Origin of the sequence: Microbacterium sp. cf332, from assembly GCF_900102175.1 — a bacterium.
GTDB lineage: Bacteria > Actinomycetota > Actinomycetes > Actinomycetales > Microbacteriaceae > Microbacterium.
Genome location: NZ_FNKN01000001.1, coordinates 667,165 through 690,703 on the forward strand (window position 1 = coordinate 667,165; position 23,539 = coordinate 690,703).

A 23,539-nucleotide genomic window follows, 5' to 3' on the forward strand; every position below is an offset into this window, starting at 1 on the left:
CCCCTGGCAGCACGCCGCGGGGTCCTCGTCGTGTCAGGCCGCGGGACTGCTCCGCAGGCTCTGCACCCGGAGGTCGCGCTCGCGGACATCGCGCTGCTCGATCACGATGCGCCGCAGTGCGGCCGGCGCCCCGGGGTGCTCGGCGAGCCACGCCGTCGCCGCCGCCAGGTCGTCCGTCGCGGGGAACAGTCCGCGCACGAGTCGGCGCGCGATCTCGATGCTCCGGGTCTCCCAGACCTCGCCGATGCGCGAGAAGTAGTCGCCGTCGAAGGCTGCGATGAGATCGCGTCGCCCACCGGCGCGCACGCCCGCGATGGTTGCGTCGAGCTCGTCGTTCGACAGGGTCTCGTCCGTCCACGCCGCCACCCACGCGGCCTCGCGCACCGCAGCCTCCGGCACTGCGGCTCGGGCAGCGCGGTGCGATCGCCGCCCTTTCGCGGTATCGTCGCGGAGCAGCTCGGCGTCGATCTCGGCGGGGCCGGCCTCGCCCGTCGCGGCGAGCGCGAACAGCCAGCTCCATCGCAGGTCCGCATCGAGCACGAGACCGTCGGGGAGCTGCCCGTCGCCGGCGAGCAGCCGGCTCAACGACGCCGCACGCCCGGCATCCACCGCCGCGGCGGCGGCCAGGGCACGCGCCCAGACGAGCTGGGCGTCCGTCCCGGGGCGGGCTTGGTGCAGGGACAGCCAGACGGTCTCCAGCCATTGCGCGGCGAGCGAGTCGCGCTGCGCAGGGGCGGCGTAATGGGCGATCGCGTAGTCGGCATGCGCGACCGCGTCGGTGAGGAGGCCGACGTGGGTCTCGGCGGCGGCGTGCACTCTGACGATCGCGAGGTAGCGCGCCACGTCGAGTCGACCGTCGCGCACCGCGTTCCAGAGAGCGGCCCACGCCACCGAGCGAGCGAGCGGGTCGCCGATGGTCGAGAGCGAGAGCTCGAGCGCTGCCGTCGTGTCATCGTCGAGGCGCACCTTCGCATAGGTGCGGTCGTCGTCGTTCGGGATGATCAGGCCCGCGGCATCCCCGGGCAGCGGCGTCCGGGCGCCGACGAGGTCGAGCTCGACCCCACCCTCACGGCGAAGCACACCCTCCGACTCCGCATACCGTCCGATCGTCACGCGGTGCGGCCGAGGGTCGGTCTGCACGACGGTGACGCCGCCCGTTCCGTCACGCTCGACCGAGAGATCCGACATCCCCGTGGTCTCGAGCCAGGCGCGACTCCAGGCCCGCAGGTCGCGTCCAGAGGCGTGCTCGAGCGCTTCCAGCAGATCAGCGAGCGTGGTGTTCCCGTAGACGTTGGCGGCGAAGTACTCGCGCGCGCCGGCGAAGAACGCCTCCTCACCCACGTACGCGACGAGCTGCTTGAGCACGGACGCTCCCTTGGCGTACGTGATCCCGTCGAAGTTGAGCTTGGCCGCCTGCAGATCGGGGATGTCTGCCACGATCGGATGCGTGGTCGGAAGCTGGTCCTGCTCGTAGGCCCACCCCTTCCGCCGGCTCGCGAAGCTCACCCAGGCGTCCGGGTAGAGCCCGGTCGCGACCGACGCGTGCGAGCCCATGAAGTCCGCGAAGGATTCCTTGAGCCACAGGTCGTCCCACCACCGCATCGTCACGAGGTCGCCGAACCACATGTGCGCCATCTCGTGGAGGATCGTGTTGGCGCGCGCCTGGCGCTGCGCCGCGGTCGCGGCCCCCCGGAAGACATACGCCTCGGTGAAGGTGACGAGCCCGGGGTTCTCCATCGCACCGAGGTTGTACTCGGGCACGAAGATCTGGTCGTACTTGCCCCACGGATAGCCGAGCCCGAACGTCGCGCCGAAGTATGCGAGCCCGCGGCGGGTGATGTCGATGATCTCCTCGGCATCGAGGTACGGCGCCAGCGAGGCGCGGCACAGGACGCCCAGATCGACCGGTCCGTCGGGCCCGTTCCAGGCGGCCTCGACGCGGTGGTACGGCCCGGCCGCGACGGCCGTGATGTAGCTGGAGATCGGGAGGGTCTCCGCGAACGTGACCTCGCTGCCGCCGACGAGATCCTGCCGACCGGTCTCCGCAGCGTTCGACAGCACCCGCCAGCCCTCGGGCGCAGCCACCCGCATCCGCCAGCGCGCCTTCAGGTCGGGCTGCTCGAAACACGGGTAGACGCGACGCGCGTCGGCGGGCTCGTACTGCGTGTACAGGTAGACGGCCCCATCGACAGGATCGACGAAGCGGTGCAGTCCCTCTCCCGAGCGGCTGTAGACGCCGCGGGCCTCGATCGTCACGGTGTTGCGTTCGGCGAGGTCTCGGATGCGGATGCGTGCCCCGTCCCATTCCACCGGCTTGCTCTCGCCGTTCACCGTGACCGCATCGACGGTCGAACCGAGGAAGTCGACCCAGGTCTCCCCGCCAGGGGTCGCATCGAACCAGAGGGTCGCTCGCGTGCCGAATGTCGTCTCGTCGGCACGCGGGGCGTCACGGACATCGAGGGACACCTCGATGGTGTGGACCCGGATGTCGTGTGCGCGCTGTCGAGCGTCGGTACGGGTGAGGTTGTCGCCGGTCATCCCTTCATGCTTCCACGACCGCGCGGATCGTGATGCGTCCCCGACCTGACGCTAGTATCTGAACATGTTCAGCAGCCCGGAGCCGACCGGATCCAAGCGCGATCGTACCCGCGCCCTGATCGTTGAGACCGCACTGCGCTCGTTCCGCGAACGCGGCTACGACGCGACCACCATCCGCCACATCGCATCCGAAGCCGGCGTCTCGGTCGGGACGACGAACTACCACTTCGCGTCGAAGAACGAGCTCGTGCAGGAGTTCTACCTGCAGGTCCAGCAGGCTCACCGCGCGGCCGCCCTCCCCCGCCTCGAGTCGGCGCGCGACCTCCAGGACCGGCTCGCGATCGTCTTCCACACGGGCCTCGATCAGCTCACGCCGACGCATGGCCATGCGCCCGAGTTCCTGACGGCCGCCGTCTCGCCGCGATCGTCGATCAATCCGCTGTCGCCCGAGTCGAACGCCTCGCTCGCGATCGTGGAAGACCTCTTCCGCGTCGCCGTCGACGAGGCGGACCACAAGCTTCCGAGGGACATCGCGGAAGCGCTGCCCGGCGCGCTCGTTCTCGCGCATCTCCTGCTCGCGATGTACTGGGTCTACGACGATTCCGATGACCAGGCGAAGACGCGGCGTCTGCTCGACAAGGGCTTGGCGCTGCTCGCGATGGCGCTCCCGCTGGCCCGCCTCCCGATGCTGCGACGGCCGCTGCGGGAGCTCCTCGACCTCATCGCCGAGGCCCGCTCGTGATGGTCGCCGGCCCCCTCCCGCCGCCCGCGTCCCGGAGAGACTCGCCTCGCACGGATGCCGAACCTCTCGCGTTCACCCGTACCGAGTTCCTGGCGGGCACGGCGCGCGCGTGGGGCGCGACGACGCTGCTGCTCGTCCTCGCCTGGGCGGTGCTGACGGGCGGCTTCAGCTTGGTCGTGGGCACCGTGGTGATCGTGCTCGCCTCGCTCCCCGCTGTCGTGATCGGCTCCCCCGGCGCCTACGCACTCGGTCGCCTCCTGCGACGTTCGCCGCGTGTCGGCGCGCATCTGTTCGCTTTCACGGCGTACGGCGCGCTGGTCGGCGTCGTCACCACGGCCATCGCCCTCCGCGCGTTCACCGGCGACTCGGGCGACGGGTGGGTCGGGTCGATCGCCTTCCTCGTCAACGTGCCTCTCAGCGCCATCGGACTCGCAGGAGCGTGGTTCATCACCATGCGGCGAGCCCTGCGCCTCGACGCCGCGGGGTTCGGCGAGGTTGCGCCGACCCCGGATGCGGACGCCGCAGCAGAGGACGCGCTCGACGAGCGCTACCGCGTCATCGATCCCGGCCGACGACGTCCTCAGCGGCCGCGGGGCTGAGGCTCGCCGTCGCTCGCGTCCGCGCGGCCCGGCGCGTCAGCGGCATCCGCCCAGTCCGACCCGGCATCCGCACTCGGGCGCGCGATGGGGATGCGGGTGCCGAGGACCTGCGCGACGACGTCGTGGGCGATCTTCGCGGCCGTCAGGCCCGCGTCATCGAGGATCTCGTCGCGCTCTGCGTGATCGATGAACTCGTCGGGCAGTCCGAGCTCATCGACGGCCGTGTCGATGCCGGCCTCGCGAAGCACCTGGCGGATGCGCGTGCCGACACCCCCGACACGGATCCCGTCCTCGATCGTGATGACCAGCCGGTGCTCCGCCGCGAGGTCGACGACGGAGCTCGCGACCGGGACCACCCAACGCGGGTCGATCACGGTCGCGCCGATCCCCTGCGCTCGCAGCCGCTCGGCGACCTCGATGCCGAGACGCGCCATCGGACCGATGCCCACGATGAGGACATCCTCCGATTCGCCGCGCACCAGCACGTCGGTCCCGTCTTCCCGACGCTCGAGAGCCGGCAGATCGTCGCCGACCGAGCCTTTCGGGTATCGCACCACGGTGGGCGCGTCCTCGATCTCGACGGCCTCTCGGAAGACCTCCCGCAGTCGCTCGGCGTCGCGAGGGGCTGCGATGCGGATGCCGGGCACGAGCTGGAGCATCGCGAGGTCCCAGATGCCGTGGTGGCTGGGGCCGTCGGGACCGGTCACGCCCGCGCGATCGAGGACGAACGTGACGCCGGCGCGGTGCAGCGCGACGTCCATCATCATCTGGTCGAACGCACGATTCATGAACGTCGCGTAGATCGCCACGACGGGATGCAGCCCGCCGAAGGCGAGGCCCGCGGACGCCGCGACCGCATGTTGTTCGGCGATGCCGACGTCGAGCACCCGGTCGGGAAAACGCTGTGCGAAGGGCAGCAGCCCCGTCGGCCGCAGCATCGCGGCGGTGATCGCGACGACATCGTCGCGGCGCTCACCAGCCGACACGAGCTCTTCGGCGAACACGTCTGTCCAGCTCGTCTTGCCGCCGGACGAGACCGGCTGGCCCGTCGCAGGGTCGATTCTGCCGACGGCGTGGAACTGGTCGGCCTCGTCGAGGCGGGCGGGCGCGTAACCGCGGCCCTTCTCGGTGATCGCATGGACGATGACGGGGGCACCGTACGACTTCGCCAGGCGCAGGGTCTCGATCATCGCCTCGAGGTCGTGCCCGTCGACCGGGCCCAGGTACTTGATGTCGAGGTTCGAGTACAGCGCCTCGTTGTTGACGAACCTGGAGAGGAACCCGTGCGTGCCGCCCCGCAGACCGCGATAGACGGCCCGCGCCGCCGGTCCGAGTCGACCGAAGAGCGAGGCCGAGCCTTCGTGCAGCGACCGGTACCCCTCGGTGGTACGCACCTTGTTCAGGAAGCGGGCCATGCCGCCGATCGTCGGGGCGTAGGAGCGCCCGTTGTCGTTGACGACGATGACGAGGTTGCGGTCGTTGTCGTCGGAGATGTTGTTGAGCGCCTCCCAGGTCATCCCGCCCGTCAAGGAGCCGTCGCCGACCACCGCGACGACATGACGATCGGTGCGACCCGTGCGGGCGAAGGCCCGCGAGATGCCGTCGGCCCAGCTGAGGGAGCTCGACGCATGGGATGACTCCACCACGTCGTGCTCACTCTCGTGGCGCTGCGGGTAGCCCGCCAGACCGCCGCGGGAACGGAGCCGGGTGAAATCCTGTCGCCCCGTGACGAGCTTGTGGACGTAGGACTGATGCCCCGTGTCGAAGACGACGGGGTCGTTGGGAGAGTCGAAGACACGGTGGATCGCGAGCGTCAGCTCGACCACGCCGAGATTGGGCCCGAGGTGACCGCCGCTGCGGGCGACGTTCTCGATGAGGAACGCGCGGATCTCATCGGCGAGCTGCTCGAGCTGCGGGATCGAGAGACCGTCGAGGTCGCGCGGGTGCGAGATCGAGGAGAGCAGCGACATCGTGCTCCTCCTTCCATCGGGTGCCGGTAAGTCTAATCAGCGGGATGCACGAGAGGCCGGAGCTCGACGCTCCGGCCTCTCGTGGGCTCTGCAGGTGGCGGGTTCAGACGAGCGAGCGCAGCACGTACTGCAGGATGCCGCCGTTGCGGTAGTAGTCCGCTTCACCGGGGGTGTCGATCCGGACGATCGCATCGAACTCGACCGTCTGCTTGCCCTCGGGCGAGAACTCGCTCGGCTCGGCCACGACCTTCACCGTCTTGGGCGTGACGCCCTCGTTGAGCTGCTCGAGACCCGTGATCGAGATGACCTCCGTGCCGTCGAGTCCGAGTGACTTCCAGCTCTCACCGGCGGGGAACTGCAGCGGCACGACGCCCATGCCGATGAGGTTCGAGCGGTGGATGCGCTCGAAGCTCTCGGTGATGACGGCCTTGACGCCGAGGAGGTTGGTGCCCTTTGCCGCCCAGTCGCGCGACGATCCCGAGCCGTACTCCTTGCCGCCGAGGATCACCAGCGGGGTGCCCTGGTCCTGGTAGTTCTGGCTCGCGTCGTAGATGTACGACTGCGGGCCGCCCTCCTGGGTGAAGTCGCGCGTGAAACCACCCTCGACGACCTTGCCGTCGTTGACCGCGGCCGTGAGCTCGTTCTTCAGACGGATGTTGGCGAACGTTCCGCGGATCATGACCTCGTGGTTGCCGCGCCGCGAGCCGTAGGAGTTGAAGTCCTTCTGCGCGACACCGTGCTCGGTGAGGTACTGCGCGGCCGGGGTGCCGGCCTTGATGTTCCCGGCCGGGCTGATGTGGTCGGTCGTGACCGAGTCGCCGAGCGTGGCCATGACGCGAGCACCGCTGATGTCGGTGACGGGTGTCAGGTCCATCTGCATGCCGTCGAAGTACGGCGCCTTGCGGACGTAGGTCGAGTTCTCGTCCCACTCGAAGATCGGGCCGGTGGGGGTCGGGAGGTTCTTCCAGCGCTCGTCACCGTCGAACACGGTGGCGTACTGCTTGATGAACTGCTCGCGCGAGATCGATGAGTCGATGATCTCCTGCACCTCGTCGGGGGCGGGCCAGATGTCCTTCAGGAACACGTCGTTGCCCTCGGAGTCCGTGCCGAGCGCGTCGATCTCGAAGTCGAAGTTCATCGACCCGGCGAGTGCATAGGCGACGACCAGCGGCGGCGAGGCGAGGTAGTTCATCTTGACGTCGGGGCTGATGCGACCCTCGAAGTTGCGGTTGCCCGACAGCACGGCGGTGACGGCCAGGTCGTTCTCGTTGATCGCTGCGGAGACCTCTTCGATGAGGGGTCCCGAGTTGCCGATGCAGATCGTGCAGCCGTAGCCGACCGTGTAGAAGCCGAGGCTCTCGAGGTCCTTGTCGAGGCCCGACTTCTCGTAGTAGTCGGTGACGACCTTCGAGCCCGGGCCGAGCGTCGTCTTGACCCACGGCTTGCGGGTGAGCCCCCGCTCGGAGGCCTTGCGTGCCAGCAGGCCGGCGGCGATCATCACCGAGGGGTTCGACGTGTTGGTGCACGAGGTGATCGCAGCCAGGGTGACGGCGCCGTTGTCGAGCAGGTAGCTCTCGCCCGAGGGCCGCGTGACCTTGACCGGGTTCGACGCCGCGTGGCGCGCACCGCTCGAGAGCAGGCCCGCGTGCGCGTGGTCGTGCTGGTGCGAGACGGTGTCGTCCGAGAGGGTCTCGTGCTCGACACCGGGAGCCGTGCCCGGGTCGGATGCCGGGAACGTGCCCTCGACCTCGACCGGCTCGTCGGCGGCCGTCGCGTAGTTCAGGATGTCCTTCGCGAACTGCTCCTTCGACTCCGACAGCAGGATGCGGTCCTGCGGACGCTTCGGGCCGGCGATGGACGGGACGACCGTCGACAGGTCGAGCTCCATGTACTCGCTGTAGCTCGCCTCGTTCGCGGCGTCGTGCCAGAGCGACTGCTCCTTCGCGTACGCCTCCACGAGCGCGACGGTCTGCTCGTCGCGACCGGTGAGGCGGAGGTAGTCGAGCGTGACGTCGTCGATGGGGAACATCGCTGCGGTCGAGCCGAACTCCGGGCTCATGTTGCCGATCGTGGCGCGGTTGGCCAGGGGGACCGAGCCGACACCGGCGCCGTAGAACTCGACGAACTTGCCGACGACGCCGTGCTTGCGCAGCATGTCGGTGATGGTGAGCACGACGTCGGTCGCGGTGACGCCGGCCGGGATCTCGCCGGTGAGCTTGAAGCCCACGACGCGAGGGATGAGCATCGACACGGGCTGGCCGAGCATCGCGGCCTCGGCCTCGATGCCGCCGACGCCCCAGCCGAGCACACCCAGTCCGTTGACCATCGTGGTGTGCGAGTCGGTTCCGACGCAGGTGTCGGGGTATGCGCGCAGGACGCCGTCGACGTTCCGGTCGTAGATCACCTTGGCGAGGTGCTCGATGTTGACCTGGTGGACGATGCCGGTCCCCGGCGGGACGACCTTGAAGTCGTCGAACGCGGTCTGGCCCCAGCGCAGGAACTGGTAGCGCTCCCCGTTGCGCTCGTACTCGATCTCGACGTTGCGCTCGAGCGCGTTCTCGCTGCCGAAGAGGTCGGCGATGACGGAGTGGTCGATGACCATCTCGGCGGGCGAGAGCGGGTTGATGCGCTTGGGATCGCCGCCGAGGGCCGTGACGGCCTCGCGCATGGTGGCGAGGTCGACGATGCACGGCACGCCGGTGAAGTCCTGCATGACGACGCGTGCGGGGCTGAACTGGATCTCGGTGTCGGGCTCCGCCGCGGCGTCCCACGATCCGAGCGCGCGGATCTGCTCCTGCGTCACGTTCGCGCCGTCCTCGGTGCGCAGCAGGTTCTCGAGGAGAACCTTGAGGCTGAACGGGAGGCGGTCGTATCCGTCGACCGTGGCGATGCGGAAGATCTCGTAGTCGGTGCTGCCGACCGTCAGGGTGCTCTTGGCTCCGAAGCTGTCAACAGTGGACACGTCTGCTCTCCTTCATCGGCGGGCCGCGCGCTCGCGCGCGCTGTCCCCATCATCCCCCCGCCCCACCCGTTGATCCAGTGAGGCGACCCTTAGTCGAGAAGGGGGAAATTTATCTTGACGTCAAGATAAATATATCACTCGGGACGCGGCTTGTAGAGCGCCCGGACCGCGAGCCACGTGACCGCCGCGAGGGGCGCGAAGAGCGGCAGTCCCATGACCAGCTTCAGCGTGCCCAAGGCGGCGACCTCGTCGGCGAAGTAGAGCGGGAGCTGCACGGCGAGGCGCAGATAGAAGAGCGCCGCCCACGCGATCGCCAGCCAGAAGTACACGCGCCGCTTGCGCTTGTCGCGGCGCCACGCGACTCCCTCGTTCATGAGGAAGCCGGCTGCGAGCCCGATGAGCGACCACCCGATGAGCGCCGAGACGAGGAAGGCGGTGCCGTAGGCGGCGTTCGTGATGAGCCCGGGGACGAAATTGTCCTGACCGCGGCCGGTGAGCAGCGCGAGCCCCGCGGCGACCGCGGTAGCGACGAGCCCGCCGAAGGCCGCGCCCGCCGGACCTCGCTGCACCAGTCGCAGGAGCGTGAAGGCAGCGGCGACCCCGACCGACAAGCCGAGCGACAGCCAGAGGTCCGCCTCGCGGGTCTGCGGGTCGGTCGTGAGCGTGAACACGACGATGAAGACGAGGCCGGGCAGAACGGCCTCGACGATGCCGCGGAATCCGCCCATCGCGCGCCAGACGACCCCGCCCGTCGACGCCTCGGCAGTCGGGTCGAAGCCTGCCTTCCGCGCCGCCTCGCCGAGCGCGGCGCCGAGCAGACCCGACGTCGACGGAGCCGGCGGCTCGAGATCGGCGGGACGCTCGGGGGCGCCCTCGGGTCGCTCGTCGGTGCTCACGCCGAACCGGGGGTCGCCGGCATCTTGAGCGGGATGAGGTCTCGCGGCGGCATGGGGGAACCGCCGCGGACGACGACGAGCGAACGGAACAGGTCCTCCACCTGCGCTGCGGCGTCGACGTCGTTCGTCGCCGCTCCGCCGATCACGCCGCGCAGGAACCAGCGAGGCCCGTCGATCCCGACGAACCGTGCGAGGCGCTTGCCGCTGCCCTCCGCCCCCGCGATGACGGGGACCTCGGCGAGCAGCTCGGGGCCTAGCGGACCCTCGCGCTCCTCGACGCGGCCACCCTGCTGACGCACCTGCTGACGGATCTGCTCGCGCGTCTCCTCCCACAGGCCCGTGGAGCGGGGCGCGGCGAACGGCTGTACCTGCAGGGTCGATCCCGCGTAGTCGAGACCCACCGCGACGATCCGCTTGGTCTGCTCCTCGACCTCGAGCCGCAGGTTCAGTCCCTCGCGCGGAAGCACTTTGATGCCACCGAGGTCGATGTAGGGACGCACCGGGTTCGCCTCGGACTCGTCGAACGGGCCGACTGTCGCGCGATCGAGGGGTGCGGACTTCGCGTCGTCGCTCATGCGGGTGTTCCTGTCTGCTGGTAACCGGTCGAACCGAAGCCTCCGACGCCGCGCACGCTCTCGGGCAGCGCCTCCACCGGGATGAAGCGAGCCCGGGTCACCGGCATGACGATCAGCTGCGCGATGCGGTCGCCGGGCTCGACGGCGTACGGCTCGGAGGTATCGGTGTTCAGAAGCGTGACCTTGATCTCGCCGCGGTAGCCGGCGTCGACGGTCCCCGGCGAGTTGACGACGGTGATGCCGTGTTTGGCGGCCAGGCCGCTGCGCGGGACCACGAAGGCCGCGAAACCGTCGGGGAGGGCGATCCGCACGCCGGTCGCGACGAGCGCGCGTTGCCCGGGCTCGAGGCGGACGGCCTCGGCAGACACCAGATCGGCGCCGGCGTCCCCGGGGTGCGCGTACACGGGGACGTCGGCGGCGATAATGGGGACGTCCACGGATTCGGTCACCCCACGAGGCTAATGCACAGTTCCGCCCCCACCACCCCGTCAGCCACGAGCTATCGCGAGCGCCTGAGCCCGTCGCTCTGGGTGCTGGTCAGCGCCGCCGTCTGCGGTCCGATGGTCGCGCTCGTCCTGGCCCCGCTCGACTCCGTCATCGGCCTGATCGCCGGGATCGCCGTCAGCGCTCTCGTCGTCGCCGCGCTGATCGCCCTCTCCCCCGTCGTCGAGATCGCCGACGGCCGGCTCCGCGTCGGACGCGCGAACATCGAGATCTCCTACCTGGGGGCCGTCGAGACGCTCAGCGGTGAGGCGGCGCGTCACGCACGCGGACCCGGTCTCGCGTCGACGGCCTGGCACATGCTGCGCGGCGGCGTGGACGGCATCGTGCGTGTCGAGATCGACGATGACGACGATCCCATCAGCCACTGGGTGTTCTCCTCCCGCACCCCCACCCGGGTCGCCGCCGTGCTCGAGCAGGCGCGCGAACGGGCCTGAGACCGCCTGGCGGAGCTCGTCACAGCCGAGGCCGGCACGGCGAAATGCGAAGACCCCCGGCGCCGGAGCGCCGAGGGTCTCGGAGATCGTGGTGGTCAGGCCGCGCACTCGGTGCAGATGGCGCCGACCGACGTCTCGTGGTCGATCTGGGTGCGGTGCTTCACGAGGAAGCACTCCATGCAGGTGAACTCGTCCTCCTGCGGGGGGAGGACGACGACGTCGAGCTCGAGGTCGGAGAGATCGGCGCCAGGCAGCTCGAACCCGGACGGGTTGTCGGCGTCCTCGTTGTCGATGGAGCCCGACGACTTGTCGGGCACGCGCTCCTTCAGGGCCTCGATCGACTCGCTGTCGTCCTCGGTCTTGCGGGGTGCGTCGTAATCCGTAGCCATGTCGAAAGGCCTCTACTTCCAGGTGTTGCCGGTTGCCGCGCCGAGTGGGGCGGCGATAGTTTGCATGACCGGCGCGCTTTTCGCAAAACGTCGCGGAAGATCCTTCCGGGATCGGCTGCGGATGGCCGGTTCGACCCCCGAAACCGGCGGCGCGCCCCGGATATTCCCGCGCTGCCCGGATGCCTGTGACACCATGACGGCACACGTAACGCTGGGAGGGTTCTGCGCATGGAACAGCTCAAGGTCATCGGGACCGAGGAGGGCATCCTCGTCCTCGCAACCGAGTCCGGGGAGCGCTTCGCGTTGCCGGTGAACGAGACGCTCCGCGCCCAGCTGCGGCGCGCCCGACCGGCCGACGAGCCCCGCGCCCCGCGCCCCAGCCCGCGTGAGATCCAGTCGCACATCCGCTCGGGGATGAGCGCCGCGGACGTCGCCACGCTGCTCGGAGTCCGGGTCGAGGACGTCGCCCGGTACGAGCGACCCATCATCGCGGAGCGCGAGCACGTGGTCGGGCAGGCGCTGGCCGTACCCGTGCTGATCGCCGGCGAGCTCGAACCCGACGCGCAGCCGACCTTCGGCACCGCGGTCCGCACCAAGCTCACCGAGGCGGGAGCGAGCGGCGAACGCTGGAGCAGTTGGCGCGAGCCCGACGGCTGGATCGTCAAGCTCGAGTTCGCCGTGGGTGAGGTCGAGCACGATGCGCGATGGTCGTTCGACCCGCGCCGCTCGTCACTCGCGCCCCTGAACTCCGACGCCACGCAGCTCTCGCGACAGGGGTCGCTTCCCGAGGGCCTGATCCCCCGCCTGCGCGCGCTCGACACCCCGCAGGCCAAGGACGACTCGCGCTTCGACAGCGGCGCGTTCGGACCGCGGCATCCGGCGACCGAGGCGGATGCCGCGACGGCGGGCGCGCTGCGCAGCACCACGGCGAAGGATGCGGCCATCAAGCGCGCGCCCGAGCCCGTCGTCACCTCCTCCGAGACCGCGGACCTGCTCGAGGCGCTGCGACGCCGTCGCGGTCAGCGCGAGCCGATGCCGGCGGACGACGCCCACGCGGATGAGCCCCCGGAGCGCACGCCCGTCGCCCTCTTCGACGCGCTCGAGCCCGGCTACCCGGAGCAGAAGCCCGAGCCCGTGGCCGAAGCCCCGAAGAACGACGCGCCCAAGGACGAGACCGCACCGGAGACCCGTCGCCGCGGCGGACGCTCCTCCCTGCCGTCGTGGGACGAGATCGTGTTCGGCGCACGCAGCGAAGACGCCTGACGCGGGAGTCCTCTCACGCGAACGCGCCGAGGCGTACCAAGGGCACGATCCGCTCCTGGTCGGTGAGCGAGCCGTGCTGGCCGATCATCCGCTGCGGTTTCTTGTCGGCTGACCGGTCGTCGTAGTAGGCGACACCGGATCGGGCCGCCACCAGGACGTCGCCGATGCGCTCCTCGACCTCCGGATGGACCGCGCCGAACAGACCGGCGCCGATCGCCTCGGCGCGGGTCATCACCCACGATCGGTCCGACTCCGACGCCCGCCACCGTGACGCGACCCTCGCGCCCGCGCCGTCGGAGGCGTACAGGTGCAGCATCCGTGGCTCGCCGGCCACGATCTCGACCTCGTCGAGGAGCGGGTCGCCCTCGTCCAACAGGACGTGGCGATGCGCGGGGACGTCGACCATGCCGTGATCGGCCGTCAGCACGGCACCGATACCGGGGCCCAGCTGCCGGTCCCACCGACGCAGCTCCGCGTCGAGCGACTCGAGCTCGGCGGCCCACCGGTCGCTCTCCCAGCCCTGCCCGTGGCCGATGACGTCGAGTTCGGGGATGTAGGCGTAGACGAGGGCGCCCTCGTGGGCGGCGGCGAGGGCCTCGGCCGATGCGAGCCGTTCCGCGATGCCGGATGCGGCGACGAACTCGGCACCGCGCACTGTCGCGGTGGTGAAGCCCGTCCCCGCGTACTGGGCGCGGCTCACCACGAAGCACGGACGACCCGCAGCCGCCTCCCGTTCGAACAGCGGCCGAGAGCGCTGCCACGTGTGCGGGTCGAGGCCGTCGTGCTCCCAGCCCGTGAGCTGGTTCGGGGCGGCGGAGGTGCCGGGCACGCGCACACGGTAACCGACGATGCCGTGCTCGCCGGGCGTGACCCCCGTGAACAGGCTCGTCAGGGCAGCCGCGGTCGTCGCCGGGAAGACCGTGCGGGCGGAATCCCGCTTCGTCATGCGCTCGGTGAGGAAGCGCGCATACGCGGAGCGCTGGCTGAGGTTGCCACGCCCGAGGCCGTCGGCCACGATCACCACGGCCGAACGCGCCGACGGAAACCAGTCGGGTCGTCCCGAGACGGACGCGATCAGCTGCGGCAGCACACCGGTGAGGCTCCGGGCCGTGAGCGGGTCGATCGGTAGGCTGGATGTCATCGCGGACAGTCTTCCACACGGGTCCGCGCCCCACCCCCGATCGAGGTCCGAACAGCTCCATGGCCGCATCCCGCACCGCTTCACCCGTCCCCGACCAGCCGGAGCGCATCGAGGACGTCGACGTCTCGGCGGAGATGCAGGGCTCGTTCCTCGAGTACGCCTACTCGGTCATCTACTCGCGCGCCCTGCCCGACGCGCGCGACGGCCTCAAGCCCGTGCAGCGGCGCATCCTGTTCCAGATGGCCGACATGGGTCTGCGTCCCGACAAGGGTCACGTCAAGAGCGCCCGCGTCGTCGGCGAGGTCATGGGCAAGCTCCACCCCCACGGCGACTCGGCGATCTACGACGCACTCGTCCGCCTGGCACAGGACTTCGCCCTGCGTGTGCCGCTCGTCGACGGCCACGGCAACTTCGGCTCGCTCGACGACGGCCCCGCTGCGGCGCGCTACACCGAGGCGCGGCTCGCGCCCTCGGCCCTCGCGCTCACCGAGAACCTCGACGAGGACGTCGTCGACTTCGTCCCCAACTACGACGGGCAGTTCCAGCAGCCCGCCGTGCTGCCCGCGGCCTACCCCAACCTGCTCGTCAACGGCACGACGGGCATCGCCGTCGGCATGGCCACGAACATGGCACCGCACAACCTCATCGAGGTCGTCGCCGCGGCGGTGCACCTGCTCGAGAACCCCGAGGCGACCCTCGACGAGCTCATGGAGTTCGTCCCCGGTCCCGACCTGCCGGGCGGCGGTGTGATCGTCGGGCTCGATGGCATCAAGGACGCCTACACGAACGGCCGCGGCACCTTCCGCACACGCGCCAAGGTGTCGGTCGAGTCGCTCGGCCCCCGCCGGACCGGTCTCGTCGTCACCGAGCTGCCCTACATGGTCGGGCCCGAGCGCATCATCGAGAAGATCAAGGATGCCGTCAACGCGAAGAAGCTCACCGGCATCTCCGACGTCCAGGACTTCACCGACCGCAACCACGGGCTCCGTCTCGTCATCACCATCAAGACGGGCTTCGACCCGAACGCCGTGCTCGAGCAGCTCTACCGGCTCACGCCGCTCGAGGACTCGTTCGGCATCAACAATGTCGCGCTCGTCGAGGGACAACCGCAGACGCTCGGTCTGAAGGAGCTGCTGCGGGTCTATCTCGACCACCGCATCGAGGTCGTCACCCGGCGCAGCCGGTACCGCCTCGCGCGCAAGCAGGAGCGCCTACACCTCGTCGAGGGCCTGCTCATCGCCATCCTCGACATCGACGAGGTCATCCAGGTCATCCGCGCCTCCGATGACGGCGAGCAGGCCCGTGGCCGCCTGATGGACGTCTTCGACCTCTCGCAGCCGCAAGCCGAATACATCCTCGAGCTGCGCCTGCGCCGGCTGACGAAGTTCTCACGCATCGAGCTCGAGACCGAGCGCGACCAGTTGAAGGCCGAGATCGCGCACCTCGAGGAGCTGCTCGCGAGCGACGTGCTCCTGCGTGCGCAGGTCGCGCGCGAACTCGAGGCGGCCTCCGACACCTACGGCACCCCGCGCCGCACCCTCCTCCTCAACGGCGGGCCCGTCACGGCCCGCTCGGGCAAGAAGGCCGGCGCAGACCTGCAGATCGCCGACGCCCCCTGCCGGGTGTTCCTCTCGGCGACGGGGCGGATGGTCCGGGCAGAGCTCGGCGACGATCTGCTCAGCAGCGGGATCGTTCCCCCGGCGCGCCGCAGCAAGCACGACGCCATCCGTTCCGCCGTCGACACCACGGTGCGCGGCGACCTCGGCGCGGTCACCAGCTCCGGCCGTCTCGTGCGCTTCTCCCCCGTCGACCTGCCCTCGGTCCCCGGCAACAGCGTGCAGCTCGCCGCCGGCTCGAAGGCCGATCAGTACCTGGGCCTCGGGGCCAACGAGCACGTCGTGGCGATCGTGCCGCTCACCGGCGAGCCGCCGGTCGCGGTGGGAACAGCGCAGGGCGTCGTCAAGCGCGTCTCGGCCAGCGAGCTCGCCCCGGGCAAGCCCGACGCCGAGATCATCTCGTTGAAGCCCGGCGACCGTGTCGTCGGAGCGGCTCCGGCCGCGGACGGCAGCGAGCTCGTCTTCGTCACCTCCGACGCTCAGCTCCTGCGCTTCGACGCTGCGGCCGTGCGGCCGCAGGGACGCGCCGCGGGAGGTATGGCAGGGGTGCGCGTGACCGACGGAGAGCGCGTCGTCGCGTTCACGGCCGTCGCCGCATCCGACGACACCGTCGTGGTGACGATCGCCGGATCGACGCAGTCGCTCGCGGGAGCGGATGCCGGCAGCGGCAAGGTGTCTGCGTTCGCGGAGTTCCCCCCGAAGGGGCGGGCGACCGGCGGTGTCCGCGCGCAACGCTTCCTGCGCGGCGAGGACACGCTGACGCTCGCCTGGGTCGGCGACTCACCGCGTGCCGTGGGCCCCGACGGCGCCACGCGCGCTCTGCCCGAGGCGGGCGCGAAACGCGACGCGTCGGGACAGCCCCTCGAGGGCGTCATCGGCGCCATCGGCACCGTCGTCGGCTAGCCCGGGGGCATGCCGTATTCCGGAGCACGGCGCCGGCCTCGGAAGCTCGGCCGGGAACTCCCCCGAGCTCGCGTCATCCCCGGCGTCCGCGTCATCCCCCGAGCTTCGTGCGTGCCTCCGCGTCGTCGTGGCCGCGACGCCGGGCGGGTCAGGCGTCGATTGCCTCGCGCGAGAGCCGGTCGCTCGACGTGACGATGAAGTCGCGACGCGGGGCGACCTCGTTGCCCATCAGCAGCTCGAATACGGCGTTCGCGGCGTCGGCGTCTTCGACGCGGACGCGGCGAAGCGTGCGGCCCGCCCGGTCCATCGTCGTGGTCGCGAGCTGATCGGCGTCCATCTCGCCGAGGCCCTTGTACCGCTGCACGGGCTCCTGCCACTTGCGCCCCGATTTGCGGAGCTTTGCGAGCAGGCCGTGCAACTCACCCTCGGAATACGTGTAGATGGTCTCGTTCGGCTTCGAACCGGGGTTCATCACGACGACGCGGTGAAGCGGGGGCACCGCGGCGAAGACGCGACCCTCTTCGATCAGGGGGCGCATGTACCGGAAGAAGAGCGTCAGCAGGAGCGTGCGGATGTGGGCGCCGTCGACGTCGGCGTCGCTCATCAGGATGACCTTGCCGTAGCGCGCGGCGCTGAGATCGAACGAGCGTCCCGATCCGGCGCCGATGACCTGGATGATCGCGGCGCACTCGGCGTTCGAGAGCATGTCGCTCACCGACGCCTTCTGCACGTTGAGGATCTTGCCGCGGATGGGGAGCAACGCCTGGTACTCGCTGTTCCGCGCGTGCTTAGCGGTGCCCAGCGCCGAATCGCCCTCGACGATGAACAGCTCCGACTCGGCGACGTCGTTGCTTCGGCAGTCCGCGAGCTTCGCGGGCAACGACGACGACTCGAGAGCGGTCTTTCGCCGCTGCGTCTCTTTGTGGGTGCGCGCCGAGATGCGCGCCTTCATCTCGGAGACGACCTTCTCGAGCAGCTGACCCGTCTGCGCCTTGTCGTCGCGCCGGGTGGACGCGAACAACGCGCCCATCTCTCGGTTCACGACGGACGCGACGATCTGTCGCACCGCCGGCGTGCCGAGGATCTCCTTCGTCTGCCCCTCGAACTGCGGCTCGGGAAGACGCACCGTGAGCACGGCGGTGAGACCGGCGAGGATGTCGTCCTTCTCGAGCTTGTCGTTGCCGACCTTCAGCCGCCGCGCGTTCTGCTCGACCTGGCTGCGAACGACCTTCATGAGGCCCTGCTCGAAGCCCTGCTGGTGCGTGCCGCCCTTGGGCGTCGCGATGATGTTGACGAACGACCGTGTGACCGTCTCGTAGCTGGTCCCCCACCGCAGCGCGATATCGACCTCGCACGTGCGCTCGACCTCGGTGGGCACCATCGCGCCGTTCGCCTGCAGCACCGGCACCGTCTCGGTGAACGTGCCGTCGCCGGTCAGGCGCCAGGTGTCGGTGATCGGCGCGTCGGGCGCGAGGAACTCCGCGAACTCCGAGATGCCGCCGTCGAAGCGATAGGTCGTCTCGACCCGCTCCTCGCCCCGGTCGTCGGCGATGACGATCTCGAGCCCCGGAACGAGGAAGGCGGTCTGCCGAGCGCGCTGCACGAGTTCGTCGAGGTGGAACGCGGCATCCTTCGTGAAGATCTGCCGATCGGCCCAGTAGCGGATGCGGGTGCCGCTCGTGCCCCGCGGTGCCTTGCCGACGATGCGCAGCTCGGACGAGCGCTCGAACGGGGTGAACTCGGAGTCGGGCGTGTCTCCGGCGAAGAGCCCGGGCTCGCCGCGGTGGAAGGACATCGCGTAGGTCTTGCCCGCGCGGTCGACCTCGACGTCGAGGCGCTCGGACAGCGCGTTGACGACCGAGGCGCCGACGCCGTGCAGGCCTCCGGACGCGGCGTAGGAGCCGCCGCCGAACTTGCCTCCCGCGTGCAGCTTGGTGAACACGACCTCGACGCCCGTCAGACCCGTGCGGGGCTCGACGTCGACGGGGATGCCGCGGGCGCGGTCGCGTACCTCGACGCTGCCGTCGGCGTGCAGGACGATGTCGATGCGGCTGCCGAACCCGCCGAGGGCCTCGTCGACGGAATTGTCGATGATCTCCCACAGGCAGTGCATCAGACCCCGGGAGTCGGTCGAGCCGATGTACATGCCGGGACGTTTGCGGACGGCCTCGAGCCCTTCGAGCACCTGGAGGTGGTGGGCGGAATACTCAGCTGTCACGATCTCCAAGCGTATCCGGCGCCACCGACACGACGGGGAGGACACACGCTCCTCGTCATGACCGCACGCCTCGTGCGGGCGCTGAGCGTACGCGTAGAGCGAAATGATCGTCAAATGGGGCATACCCCGGGCTGGTCATGGTTGTATCGAAGGCACTCAGTTGCACGACCCGATCGACCGAGGAGGCACCCGTCATGACCACGAACACTTCCGAGAGCACCGCCGTCCTCGATCACCGCCTGACCGCGGCCGATCGCTGCGATTCGTGCGGCGCCCAGGCCTACATCGCCGCCGAGGTCAACGGCAGCGAGCTTCTCTTCTGCGCCCACCACGGTCGCAAGTACGAGGAGAAGCTCCGCGCCGTGGCCACGAGCTGGCACGACGAGACCTCGCGTCTCGTCGCCGCGGGCTGAACCAGCGGCTTCACGACGAAAGCCCCGAGCATCGCGCTCGGGGCTTTCGCGTTGCCGCGGATGCGTCTCAGAAGCCGACGGCGGCCTGGTAGACGGGCAGCAGTCCCGTACGCACGCCCGAGGCGGACGGCTTGGGCTGGAAGACGCTCGAGTTGTGGTTGCCCTCGATGACGACGGGGCCGTTCGGCGTGATCGCGAGATCCCAACCGACGTAGGGCGCCTCGGGGGTGCGGCGGGCCAGAGACTCCGTCAGCGCCAGCACCTGATCGAACAGCGGCACCGTGAAGCCCACGATCGGGGTGCCCGTGACCGGATGCTCGCGATAGACGTTGGAGTTCTTGTCGACGCCCGGGTACAGCGCCACACCGTGCTCGTCGAGCATCGTGAACATGCCGCCCGAGGCGAAGTTGTCGATGACGTCGCCGTTCCCGATGCGAAGCACACCGGCGAGGAGGCGGACGTCGCCCTCCGGGGTGAGGAACGTGATCATCCGCACCGTGTTGACGCTGTCTGGGTACAGCGACGCCATGTCGGGGTGCTGCACGATGAACTCGTCGACGATCGATTGGCCGGCAGCGGTCGCCTCGGCGCGGAAGGCCGCGGCATCCGTCACGTTCTCGTGCAGGGTGATCCCGCCGCCGCCGTGGCCGTCGAGCGGCTTGGCGAGGACCTTGGGGTGGCGCTCGAGGAAGGCGCCGAGCTCCACGTCGTCGACGTCGCGCAGGTCGAGCGTCTCGCGACCGAGCAGGTCGGCGTACTCACGGGCGAACCGGCGCTTGTCCTCGAGCTTGGCGCGCCCCTCGGGCGTGTTGTGCATGCGCGTGATCCGGAACGACTTGGGATGCGTCATCCACGTGGCCCGCTCGCGGGCGTTGAGCAGGCGGATGTCCCACACGGCGTAGTCGCGGAACCCCATGTCGTACTTGACGGAACACCACAGCATGTCGGCGACGATGACCGGCAGCGGCGCCTTCGACACCTTCTGCACCTGTCGACCGAACTCGACGAGATTGCCGACCCGCACGTTGCGGGCGCGGTCGAGGAGGTAGCCCAGCCGGACGCGTGATCGACCCATTGCTCGTTTCTCCGTGTTCTCCGTGGTGGGGGTGGCGGAGCGACCGCTCAGAAGCGCATCGCGGCGCGGTAGCGCGGCAGCAGTCCGCGCCGGATCCCCGACACCGACGGCTTCGATTGGAACACACCGGTGTTGTGGTTGCCCTCGATGACGACGGGACGTTCCGGCGTGATCGCGACGTCCCAGCCGATGTAGGGCATCTCGGGAACCCGCCGCGCGAGGCGGTCGACGAGCTCGAGCACCTCGGGATACAACGGCACCTGGTAGCCCGTGATGGCGACGCCGGTGATGGGATGCGTCTCGAAGGGATGCCCCTCCTCATCGCTCGCCGCGTGCAGCGCACGACCGTCCGCGTCGAGCATCGTGTACATGCCGCCGTTGGAGAAGTTGTCGATGACGCCGCCGTTGCCGACCTTCAGCACCGCTGCGAGGACGTGCACGACGTCGTCGGGATCGCGGTAGGTCACGACGCGCAGCGAGTTGACGCTGCCCGGGTACAGACGAGCCATCTCGGGGTGCTGCTCGAGCACCTCTTCGACGAGCGTCTCCCCCGTGCGCAGCAGCTCCTCGCGGAACGCCGCCGTGTCGCCGACGGTCGCGACGTCGCGCATCGTGATGCCGTTGCCCCCGACACCGCCGGGGTTCTTGGTGATGACCCGTTCGCGCCCCTCGAGGAATGCCGCGAGCGCCGCCACGTCGGTCGCCGTGACGTCGAGCCAGGCGCGACCGAGCTCGTCGCCGAAACGGTGTGCGAACTGCAGCTTGTCGTCGAAGACGCCGCGGATCGAGTCGTCGTTCAGGCGACGCGAGAGATGGAACGACTTCGGGTCGGTCATGTACGTCCGACGTTCGCGACCACGGAGGATGCGGAAGTCCCACTCCGAGTAGTTCTCGAAGGTCGTCTCGTAGCGGACCGCACACCACGCCATGTCGGCGGCGACCCACCAGACGGGAGCCTTCGACAGCGTCGCGGACTGGCGCGCGAACTGCATCACTCGCTCGCGGTCGAAGGAGGTGACGCGGCGGACGAAGAAGCGCGCACGGCGATAGAGCCGGTTCACCGCCCCCACGTCAGGCCTCGCGGATGACGCCGAGCGGCGTCGACTGGTGACCTTGGCCCAGCGGGTTGTCGCGCAGGATGCGCACCAGCCGCTGCTCCCCGGCCCTGTCGAGCGTCGAGCCGAGGATGTTGCCGCCGATGTCGTTGATGTCGACCACCGCCACCTCGGCGCCACCACCGAGCTGAGCCTTGATGCTCGACGCGACGCCGCCGGGGTCGGCGGGACCGAGGACGACCGCCTTGTTGTACGGCGGGATCGTCCCCGACGTCGGGCCGTCGATCGCCCGCGCCTTGTCGCCCGCCACGCGGTAGAAGTCGCCGCGCCGGCCGAGCACCTTGGTGACGGCGCTGACGGCCGCCGCCAAGAGGATGCGCGGGGTGCCGCACTCGCGCAGCGCCATCTCCATCGTCTCGGGCATGCCCAGACCGATGCCGTAGGGCGTGCGCGTGACGTACTTCGACAGGAGACGCGCCAGCGGGCGCACCCGGATCTCGTCGAGGGTGAACGAGCGACCCTGCGTGATCGCGACGATCTTCTCGGTGACGAACAGCAGGTCGCCCGGCTGGACGACGGCCGCGGCGTACTCCGAGATGATGCTCCCGAGATCGTCGCCGGGCATCACCACGCGCGTGCGGATCGGGATACGCGCATATGCGGTGCCGTCGACGACGACCTCGAGGGCCTTGCCCTCGTTCGCGGCGGCGGTCACTCGAGGTAGTCCCGAAGCGACTGCGACCGCGACGGGTGGCGCAGCTTGGCCATCGTCTTGGACTCGATCTGGCGGATGCGCTCGCGCGTGACGCCGAACGTGTCGCCGATCTGGTCGAGCGTCTTCGGCTGACCGTCGCCGAGGCCGAACCGCATCCGGATGACACCCGCCTCGCGCTCGCTGAGCGAGTCGAGCAGCGACTCGAGCTGACGCTGCAGCATGGTGAACCCGACGGCGTCGGCGGGCACGACGGCCTCGGTGTCCTCGATGAGATCACCGAACTCGCTGTCGCCGTCCTCGCCCAGGGGCGTGTGCAGCGAGATCGGCTCGCGGCCGTACTTCTGCACCTCGATGACTTTCTCGGGGGTCATGTCGAGTTCGCGGCTCAGCTCTTCCGGCGTGGGCTCACGGCCCAGATCCTGCAGCATCTGGCGCTGCACACGCGCGAGCTTGTTGATGACCTCGACCATGTGCACCGGGATGCGGATGGTGCGGGCCTGGTCGGCCATCGCACGCGTGATCGCCTGCCGGATCCACCACGTCGCGTAGGTCGAGAACTTGAAGCCCTTGGTGTAATCGAACTTCTCGACGGCGCGGATCAGACCGAGGTTGCCCTCCTGGATGAGGTCCAGGAACTGCATGCCACGACCGGTGTAGCGCTTGGCGAGCGAGACGACCAGACGCAGGTTGGCACCGAGCAGGTGGCTCTTGGCGCGCTGGCCGTCGCGAGCGACCCACTGCAGATCGAGTCCGAGCTGGTTCGACTTCTCGGCGGCCGTCATGTGCGACAGCTTCTCCTCGGCGAACAGACCCGCCTCGATGCGCATCGCCAGCTCGACCTCTTCGGCGGCGTTGAGCAGGGGCACCTTGCCGATCTGCTTGAGGTAGTCCTTGACCGGGTCGGCCGTCGCTCCGGTGATCTGCGTCGAGTAGACCGGGACGTCCTCCTCGTCGCTCGAGGAGATGACGATGGCGCCGGTCGGTAGCGGCTCGGCTGCCACCGGCTTCTTCGACTCGTCCTCGTCCTCGTCGTCGTCGGCCTTCACGGCGTCGCCCGCGGGAGCGGCGTCGTCGTCCGCAGTGTCGGCGGCGTCGACCTCGACGTCGTCATCGACGTCCTCGTCGTCCATCTCCTCGTCGTCGGCCTTCGCCTTCGCCTTGGAGGCCTTGGCCGGGGCGGCCTTCTTCGCGGTGGTCTTCTTCGCGGGCGCCTTCTTCGCGGCGCTCTTGGGCGCGGCGGCCTTGGCGCCGGTGGCGGGCGCGTCGTCGACGAGTTCGGTGTCCTCGCTCGCGCGGGTGCGGGTGGTCTTCGTGCCTGACGTCACGGTTAGCCTCTCACCGGCGCGAACGCACCGGGTTCTCGGACACTAGTAAGACCCTTGTCAAGTCCCCGCCTCTCGAACGAACGAGGTGCACAGGATCGACAACGGGTCAGGTCCTTCATTGTCTCATATCTCGTGCGCTGTTCCTGCGCAAGCATTCATTCCTATGAGAACGCCGACGGCGCGCGTCGCATTCCCCCGGCGGTCGG

At 69.6% G+C, this 23,539-nt stretch carries 19 protein-coding genes; 6 read left to right on the forward strand and 13 right to left on the reverse strand.

What is annotated here, in order from left to right:
• Nucleotides 1–33 precede the first annotated feature (33 nt).
• Nucleotides 34–2,538, reverse strand: coding sequence for an aminopeptidase N (pepN, locus tag BLT21_RS03160; protein WP_091499136.1), 2,505 nt, complete (start codon nt 2,536–2,538; stop codon nt 34–36).
• 64 nt (nt 2,539–2,602) lie between these two features.
• On the opposite strand from pepN, the gene BLT21_RS03165 reads away from it, so the two are divergent.
• Nucleotides 2,603–3,280: a TetR/AcrR family transcriptional regulator gene (locus BLT21_RS03165; RefSeq protein ID WP_091499138.1), complete on the forward strand. Its 678-nt coding sequence runs from the start codon at nt 2,603–2,605 to the stop codon at nt 3,278–3,280.
• Entirely contained in the window at nt 3,277–3,879 is a 603-nt protein-coding gene (locus tag BLT21_RS03170; protein WP_176786797.1) for a hypothetical protein, read from the forward strand. The genes BLT21_RS03165 and BLT21_RS03170 overlap by 4 nt, the downstream gene beginning before the upstream one ends.
• Here BLT21_RS03170 and dxs read toward each other — a convergent pair.
• From dxs to dut, 5 genes are all read right to left on the reverse strand, one after another.
• Complete coding sequence (gene dxs / locus BLT21_RS03175; RefSeq protein WP_091499140.1) at nt 3,861–5,849, reverse strand: 1-deoxy-D-xylulose-5-phosphate synthase; 1,989 nt, start codon at nt 5,847–5,849, stop codon at nt 3,861–3,863. The two genes, BLT21_RS03170 and dxs, sit on opposite strands and share 19 nt — an antisense overlap.
• Nucleotides 5,850–5,952: 103 nt before the next feature.
• Complete coding sequence (locus BLT21_RS03180) at nt 5,953–8,811, reverse strand: aconitate hydratase (protein WP_091499141.1); 2,859 nt, start codon at nt 8,809–8,811, stop codon at nt 5,953–5,955.
• Between the two features lie 134 nt (nt 8,812–8,945).
• Nucleotides 8,946–9,707: a DUF3159 domain-containing protein gene (locus tag BLT21_RS03185; protein ID WP_091499142.1), complete on the reverse strand. Its 762-nt coding sequence runs from the start codon at nt 9,705–9,707 to the stop codon at nt 8,946–8,948.
• The gene (locus BLT21_RS03190) at nt 9,704–10,282 is read right to left on the reverse strand and encodes a DUF3710 domain-containing protein (RefSeq protein ID WP_091499146.1); all 579 of its coding nucleotides are present in this window, start codon (nt 10,280–10,282) and stop codon (nt 9,704–9,706) included. The genes BLT21_RS03185 and BLT21_RS03190 overlap by 4 nt, the downstream gene beginning before the upstream one ends.
• Nucleotides 10,279–10,731, reverse strand: a complete 453-nt coding sequence (gene dut / locus BLT21_RS03195) for a dUTP diphosphatase (RefSeq protein ID WP_091499149.1) — start codon at nt 10,729–10,731, stop codon at nt 10,279–10,281. The genes BLT21_RS03190 and dut overlap by 4 nt, the downstream gene beginning before the upstream one ends.
• Nucleotides 10,732–10,743: 12 nt before the next feature.
• Between dut and BLT21_RS03200 the strand changes: the two genes are divergently transcribed.
• The gene (locus tag BLT21_RS03200) at nt 10,744–11,220 is read left to right on the forward strand and encodes a DUF3093 domain-containing protein (protein WP_091499151.1); all 477 of its coding nucleotides are present in this window, start codon (nt 10,744–10,746) and stop codon (nt 11,218–11,220) included.
• A 95-nt stretch (nt 11,221–11,315) separates the two neighbouring features.
• Here BLT21_RS03200 and BLT21_RS03205 read toward each other — a convergent pair whose 3' ends face one another.
• A complete protein-coding gene (locus BLT21_RS03205; protein ID WP_091499152.1) occupies nt 11,316–11,609 on the reverse strand; it encodes a DUF4193 domain-containing protein in 294 nt (97 codons plus the stop codon).
• 228 nt (nt 11,610–11,837) lie between these two features.
• Between BLT21_RS03205 and sepH the strand changes: the two genes are divergently transcribed.
• Nucleotides 11,838–12,872, forward strand: coding sequence for a septation protein SepH (gene sepH, locus BLT21_RS03210; protein ID WP_091499153.1), 1,035 nt, complete (start codon nt 11,838–11,840; stop codon nt 12,870–12,872).
• Between the two features lie 13 nt (nt 12,873–12,885).
• Here sepH and BLT21_RS03215 read toward each other — a convergent pair whose 3' ends face one another.
• A complete protein-coding gene (locus BLT21_RS03215; RefSeq protein ID WP_176786798.1) occupies nt 12,886–14,013 on the reverse strand; it encodes an alkaline phosphatase family protein in 1,128 nt (375 codons plus the stop codon).
• Nucleotides 14,014–14,072: 59 nt separating this feature from the next.
• Here BLT21_RS03215 and BLT21_RS03220 point away from each other — a divergent pair, with 59 nt between their 5' ends.
• Nucleotides 14,073–16,532: a DNA gyrase/topoisomerase IV subunit A gene (locus BLT21_RS03220; protein WP_091499156.1), complete on the forward strand. Its 2,460-nt coding sequence runs from the start codon at nt 14,073–14,075 to the stop codon at nt 16,530–16,532.
• A 148-nt stretch (nt 16,533–16,680) separates the two neighbouring features.
• Here BLT21_RS03220 and BLT21_RS03225 read toward each other — a convergent pair whose 3' ends face one another.
• Complete coding sequence (locus BLT21_RS03225) at nt 16,681–18,750, reverse strand: DNA gyrase/topoisomerase IV subunit B (protein WP_371113416.1); 2,070 nt, start codon at nt 18,748–18,750, stop codon at nt 16,681–16,683.
• 194 nt (nt 18,751–18,944) lie between these two features.
• On the opposite strand from BLT21_RS03225, the gene BLT21_RS03230 reads away from it, so the two are divergent.
• Nucleotides 18,945–19,163, forward strand: a complete 219-nt coding sequence (locus BLT21_RS03230; RefSeq protein ID WP_023951321.1) for a DUF7455 domain-containing protein — start codon at nt 18,945–18,947, stop codon at nt 19,161–19,163.
• Nucleotides 19,164–19,230: 67 nt separating this feature from the next.
• On the opposite strand, the gene BLT21_RS03235 is transcribed toward BLT21_RS03230, so the two are convergent.
• Genes BLT21_RS03235 through BLT21_RS03250 form a run of 4 tightly spaced genes read right to left on the reverse strand, consistent with a single transcriptional unit; the run spans nt 19,231 to nt 23,333 of the window.
• Nucleotides 19,231–20,238 carry a sugar-transfer associated ATP-grasp domain-containing protein gene (locus BLT21_RS03235; protein ID WP_091499160.1) on the reverse strand — a complete coding sequence of 336 codons (1,008 nt, stop codon included), beginning with the start codon at nt 20,236–20,238 and terminating at the stop codon, nt 19,231–19,233.
• A gap of 47 nt (nt 20,239–20,285) precedes the next feature.
• Nucleotides 20,286–21,299 (reverse strand): sugar-transfer associated ATP-grasp domain-containing protein, encoded by a 1,014-nt coding sequence (locus BLT21_RS03240; RefSeq protein ID WP_256335895.1) that lies wholly within the window; start codon nt 21,297–21,299, stop codon nt 20,286–20,288.
• 10 nt (nt 21,300–21,309) lie between these two features.
• Nucleotides 21,310–22,008, reverse strand: coding sequence for a coenzyme F420-0:L-glutamate ligase (locus BLT21_RS03245; RefSeq protein WP_091499166.1), 699 nt, complete (start codon nt 22,006–22,008; stop codon nt 21,310–21,312).
• Nucleotides 22,005–23,333, reverse strand: coding sequence for an RNA polymerase sigma factor (locus BLT21_RS03250; protein WP_091499169.1), 1,329 nt, complete (start codon nt 23,331–23,333; stop codon nt 22,005–22,007). The genes BLT21_RS03245 and BLT21_RS03250 overlap by 4 nt, the downstream gene beginning before the upstream one ends.
• Between the last annotated feature and the right edge of the window lie 206 nt (nt 23,334–23,539).

Excerpts from the sequence above, each read along its gene's own strand:
- pepN (WP_091499136.1), bottom strand. The coding sequence starts at position 2,538 with ATGACCGGCGACAACCTCACCCGTACCGACGCTCGACAGCGCGCACAC.
- BLT21_RS03165 (WP_091499138.1), top strand. The coding sequence starts at position 2,603 with ATGTTCAGCAGCCCGGAGCCGACCGGATCCAAGCGCGATCGTACCCGC.
- dxs (WP_091499140.1), bottom strand. The coding sequence starts at position 5,849 with ATGTCGCTGCTCTCCTCGATCTCGCACCCGCGCGACCTCGACGGTCTC.
- BLT21_RS03190 (WP_091499146.1), bottom strand. The coding sequence starts at position 10,282 with ATGAGCGACGACGCGAAGTCCGCACCCCTCGATCGCGCGACAGTCGGC.
- BLT21_RS03200 (WP_091499151.1), top strand. The coding sequence starts at position 10,744 with ATGCACAGTTCCGCCCCCACCACCCCGTCAGCCACGAGCTATCGCGAG.
- BLT21_RS03205 (WP_091499152.1), bottom strand. The coding sequence starts at position 11,609 with ATGGCTACGGATTACGACGCACCCCGCAAGACCGAGGACGACAGCGAG.
- sepH (WP_091499153.1), top strand. The coding sequence starts at position 11,838 with ATGGAACAGCTCAAGGTCATCGGGACCGAGGAGGGCATCCTCGTCCTC.
- BLT21_RS03215 (WP_176786798.1), bottom strand. The coding sequence starts at position 14,013 with ATGACATCCAGCCTACCGATCGACCCGCTCACGGCCCGGAGCCTCACC.
- BLT21_RS03220 (WP_091499156.1), top strand. The coding sequence starts at position 14,073 with ATGGCCGCATCCCGCACCGCTTCACCCGTCCCCGACCAGCCGGAGCGC.
- BLT21_RS03230 (WP_023951321.1), top strand. The coding sequence starts at position 18,945 with ATGACCACGAACACTTCCGAGAGCACCGCCGTCCTCGATCACCGCCTG.
- BLT21_RS03235 (WP_091499160.1), bottom strand. The coding sequence starts at position 20,238 with ATGGGTCGATCACGCGTCCGGCTGGGCTACCTCCTCGACCGCGCCCGC.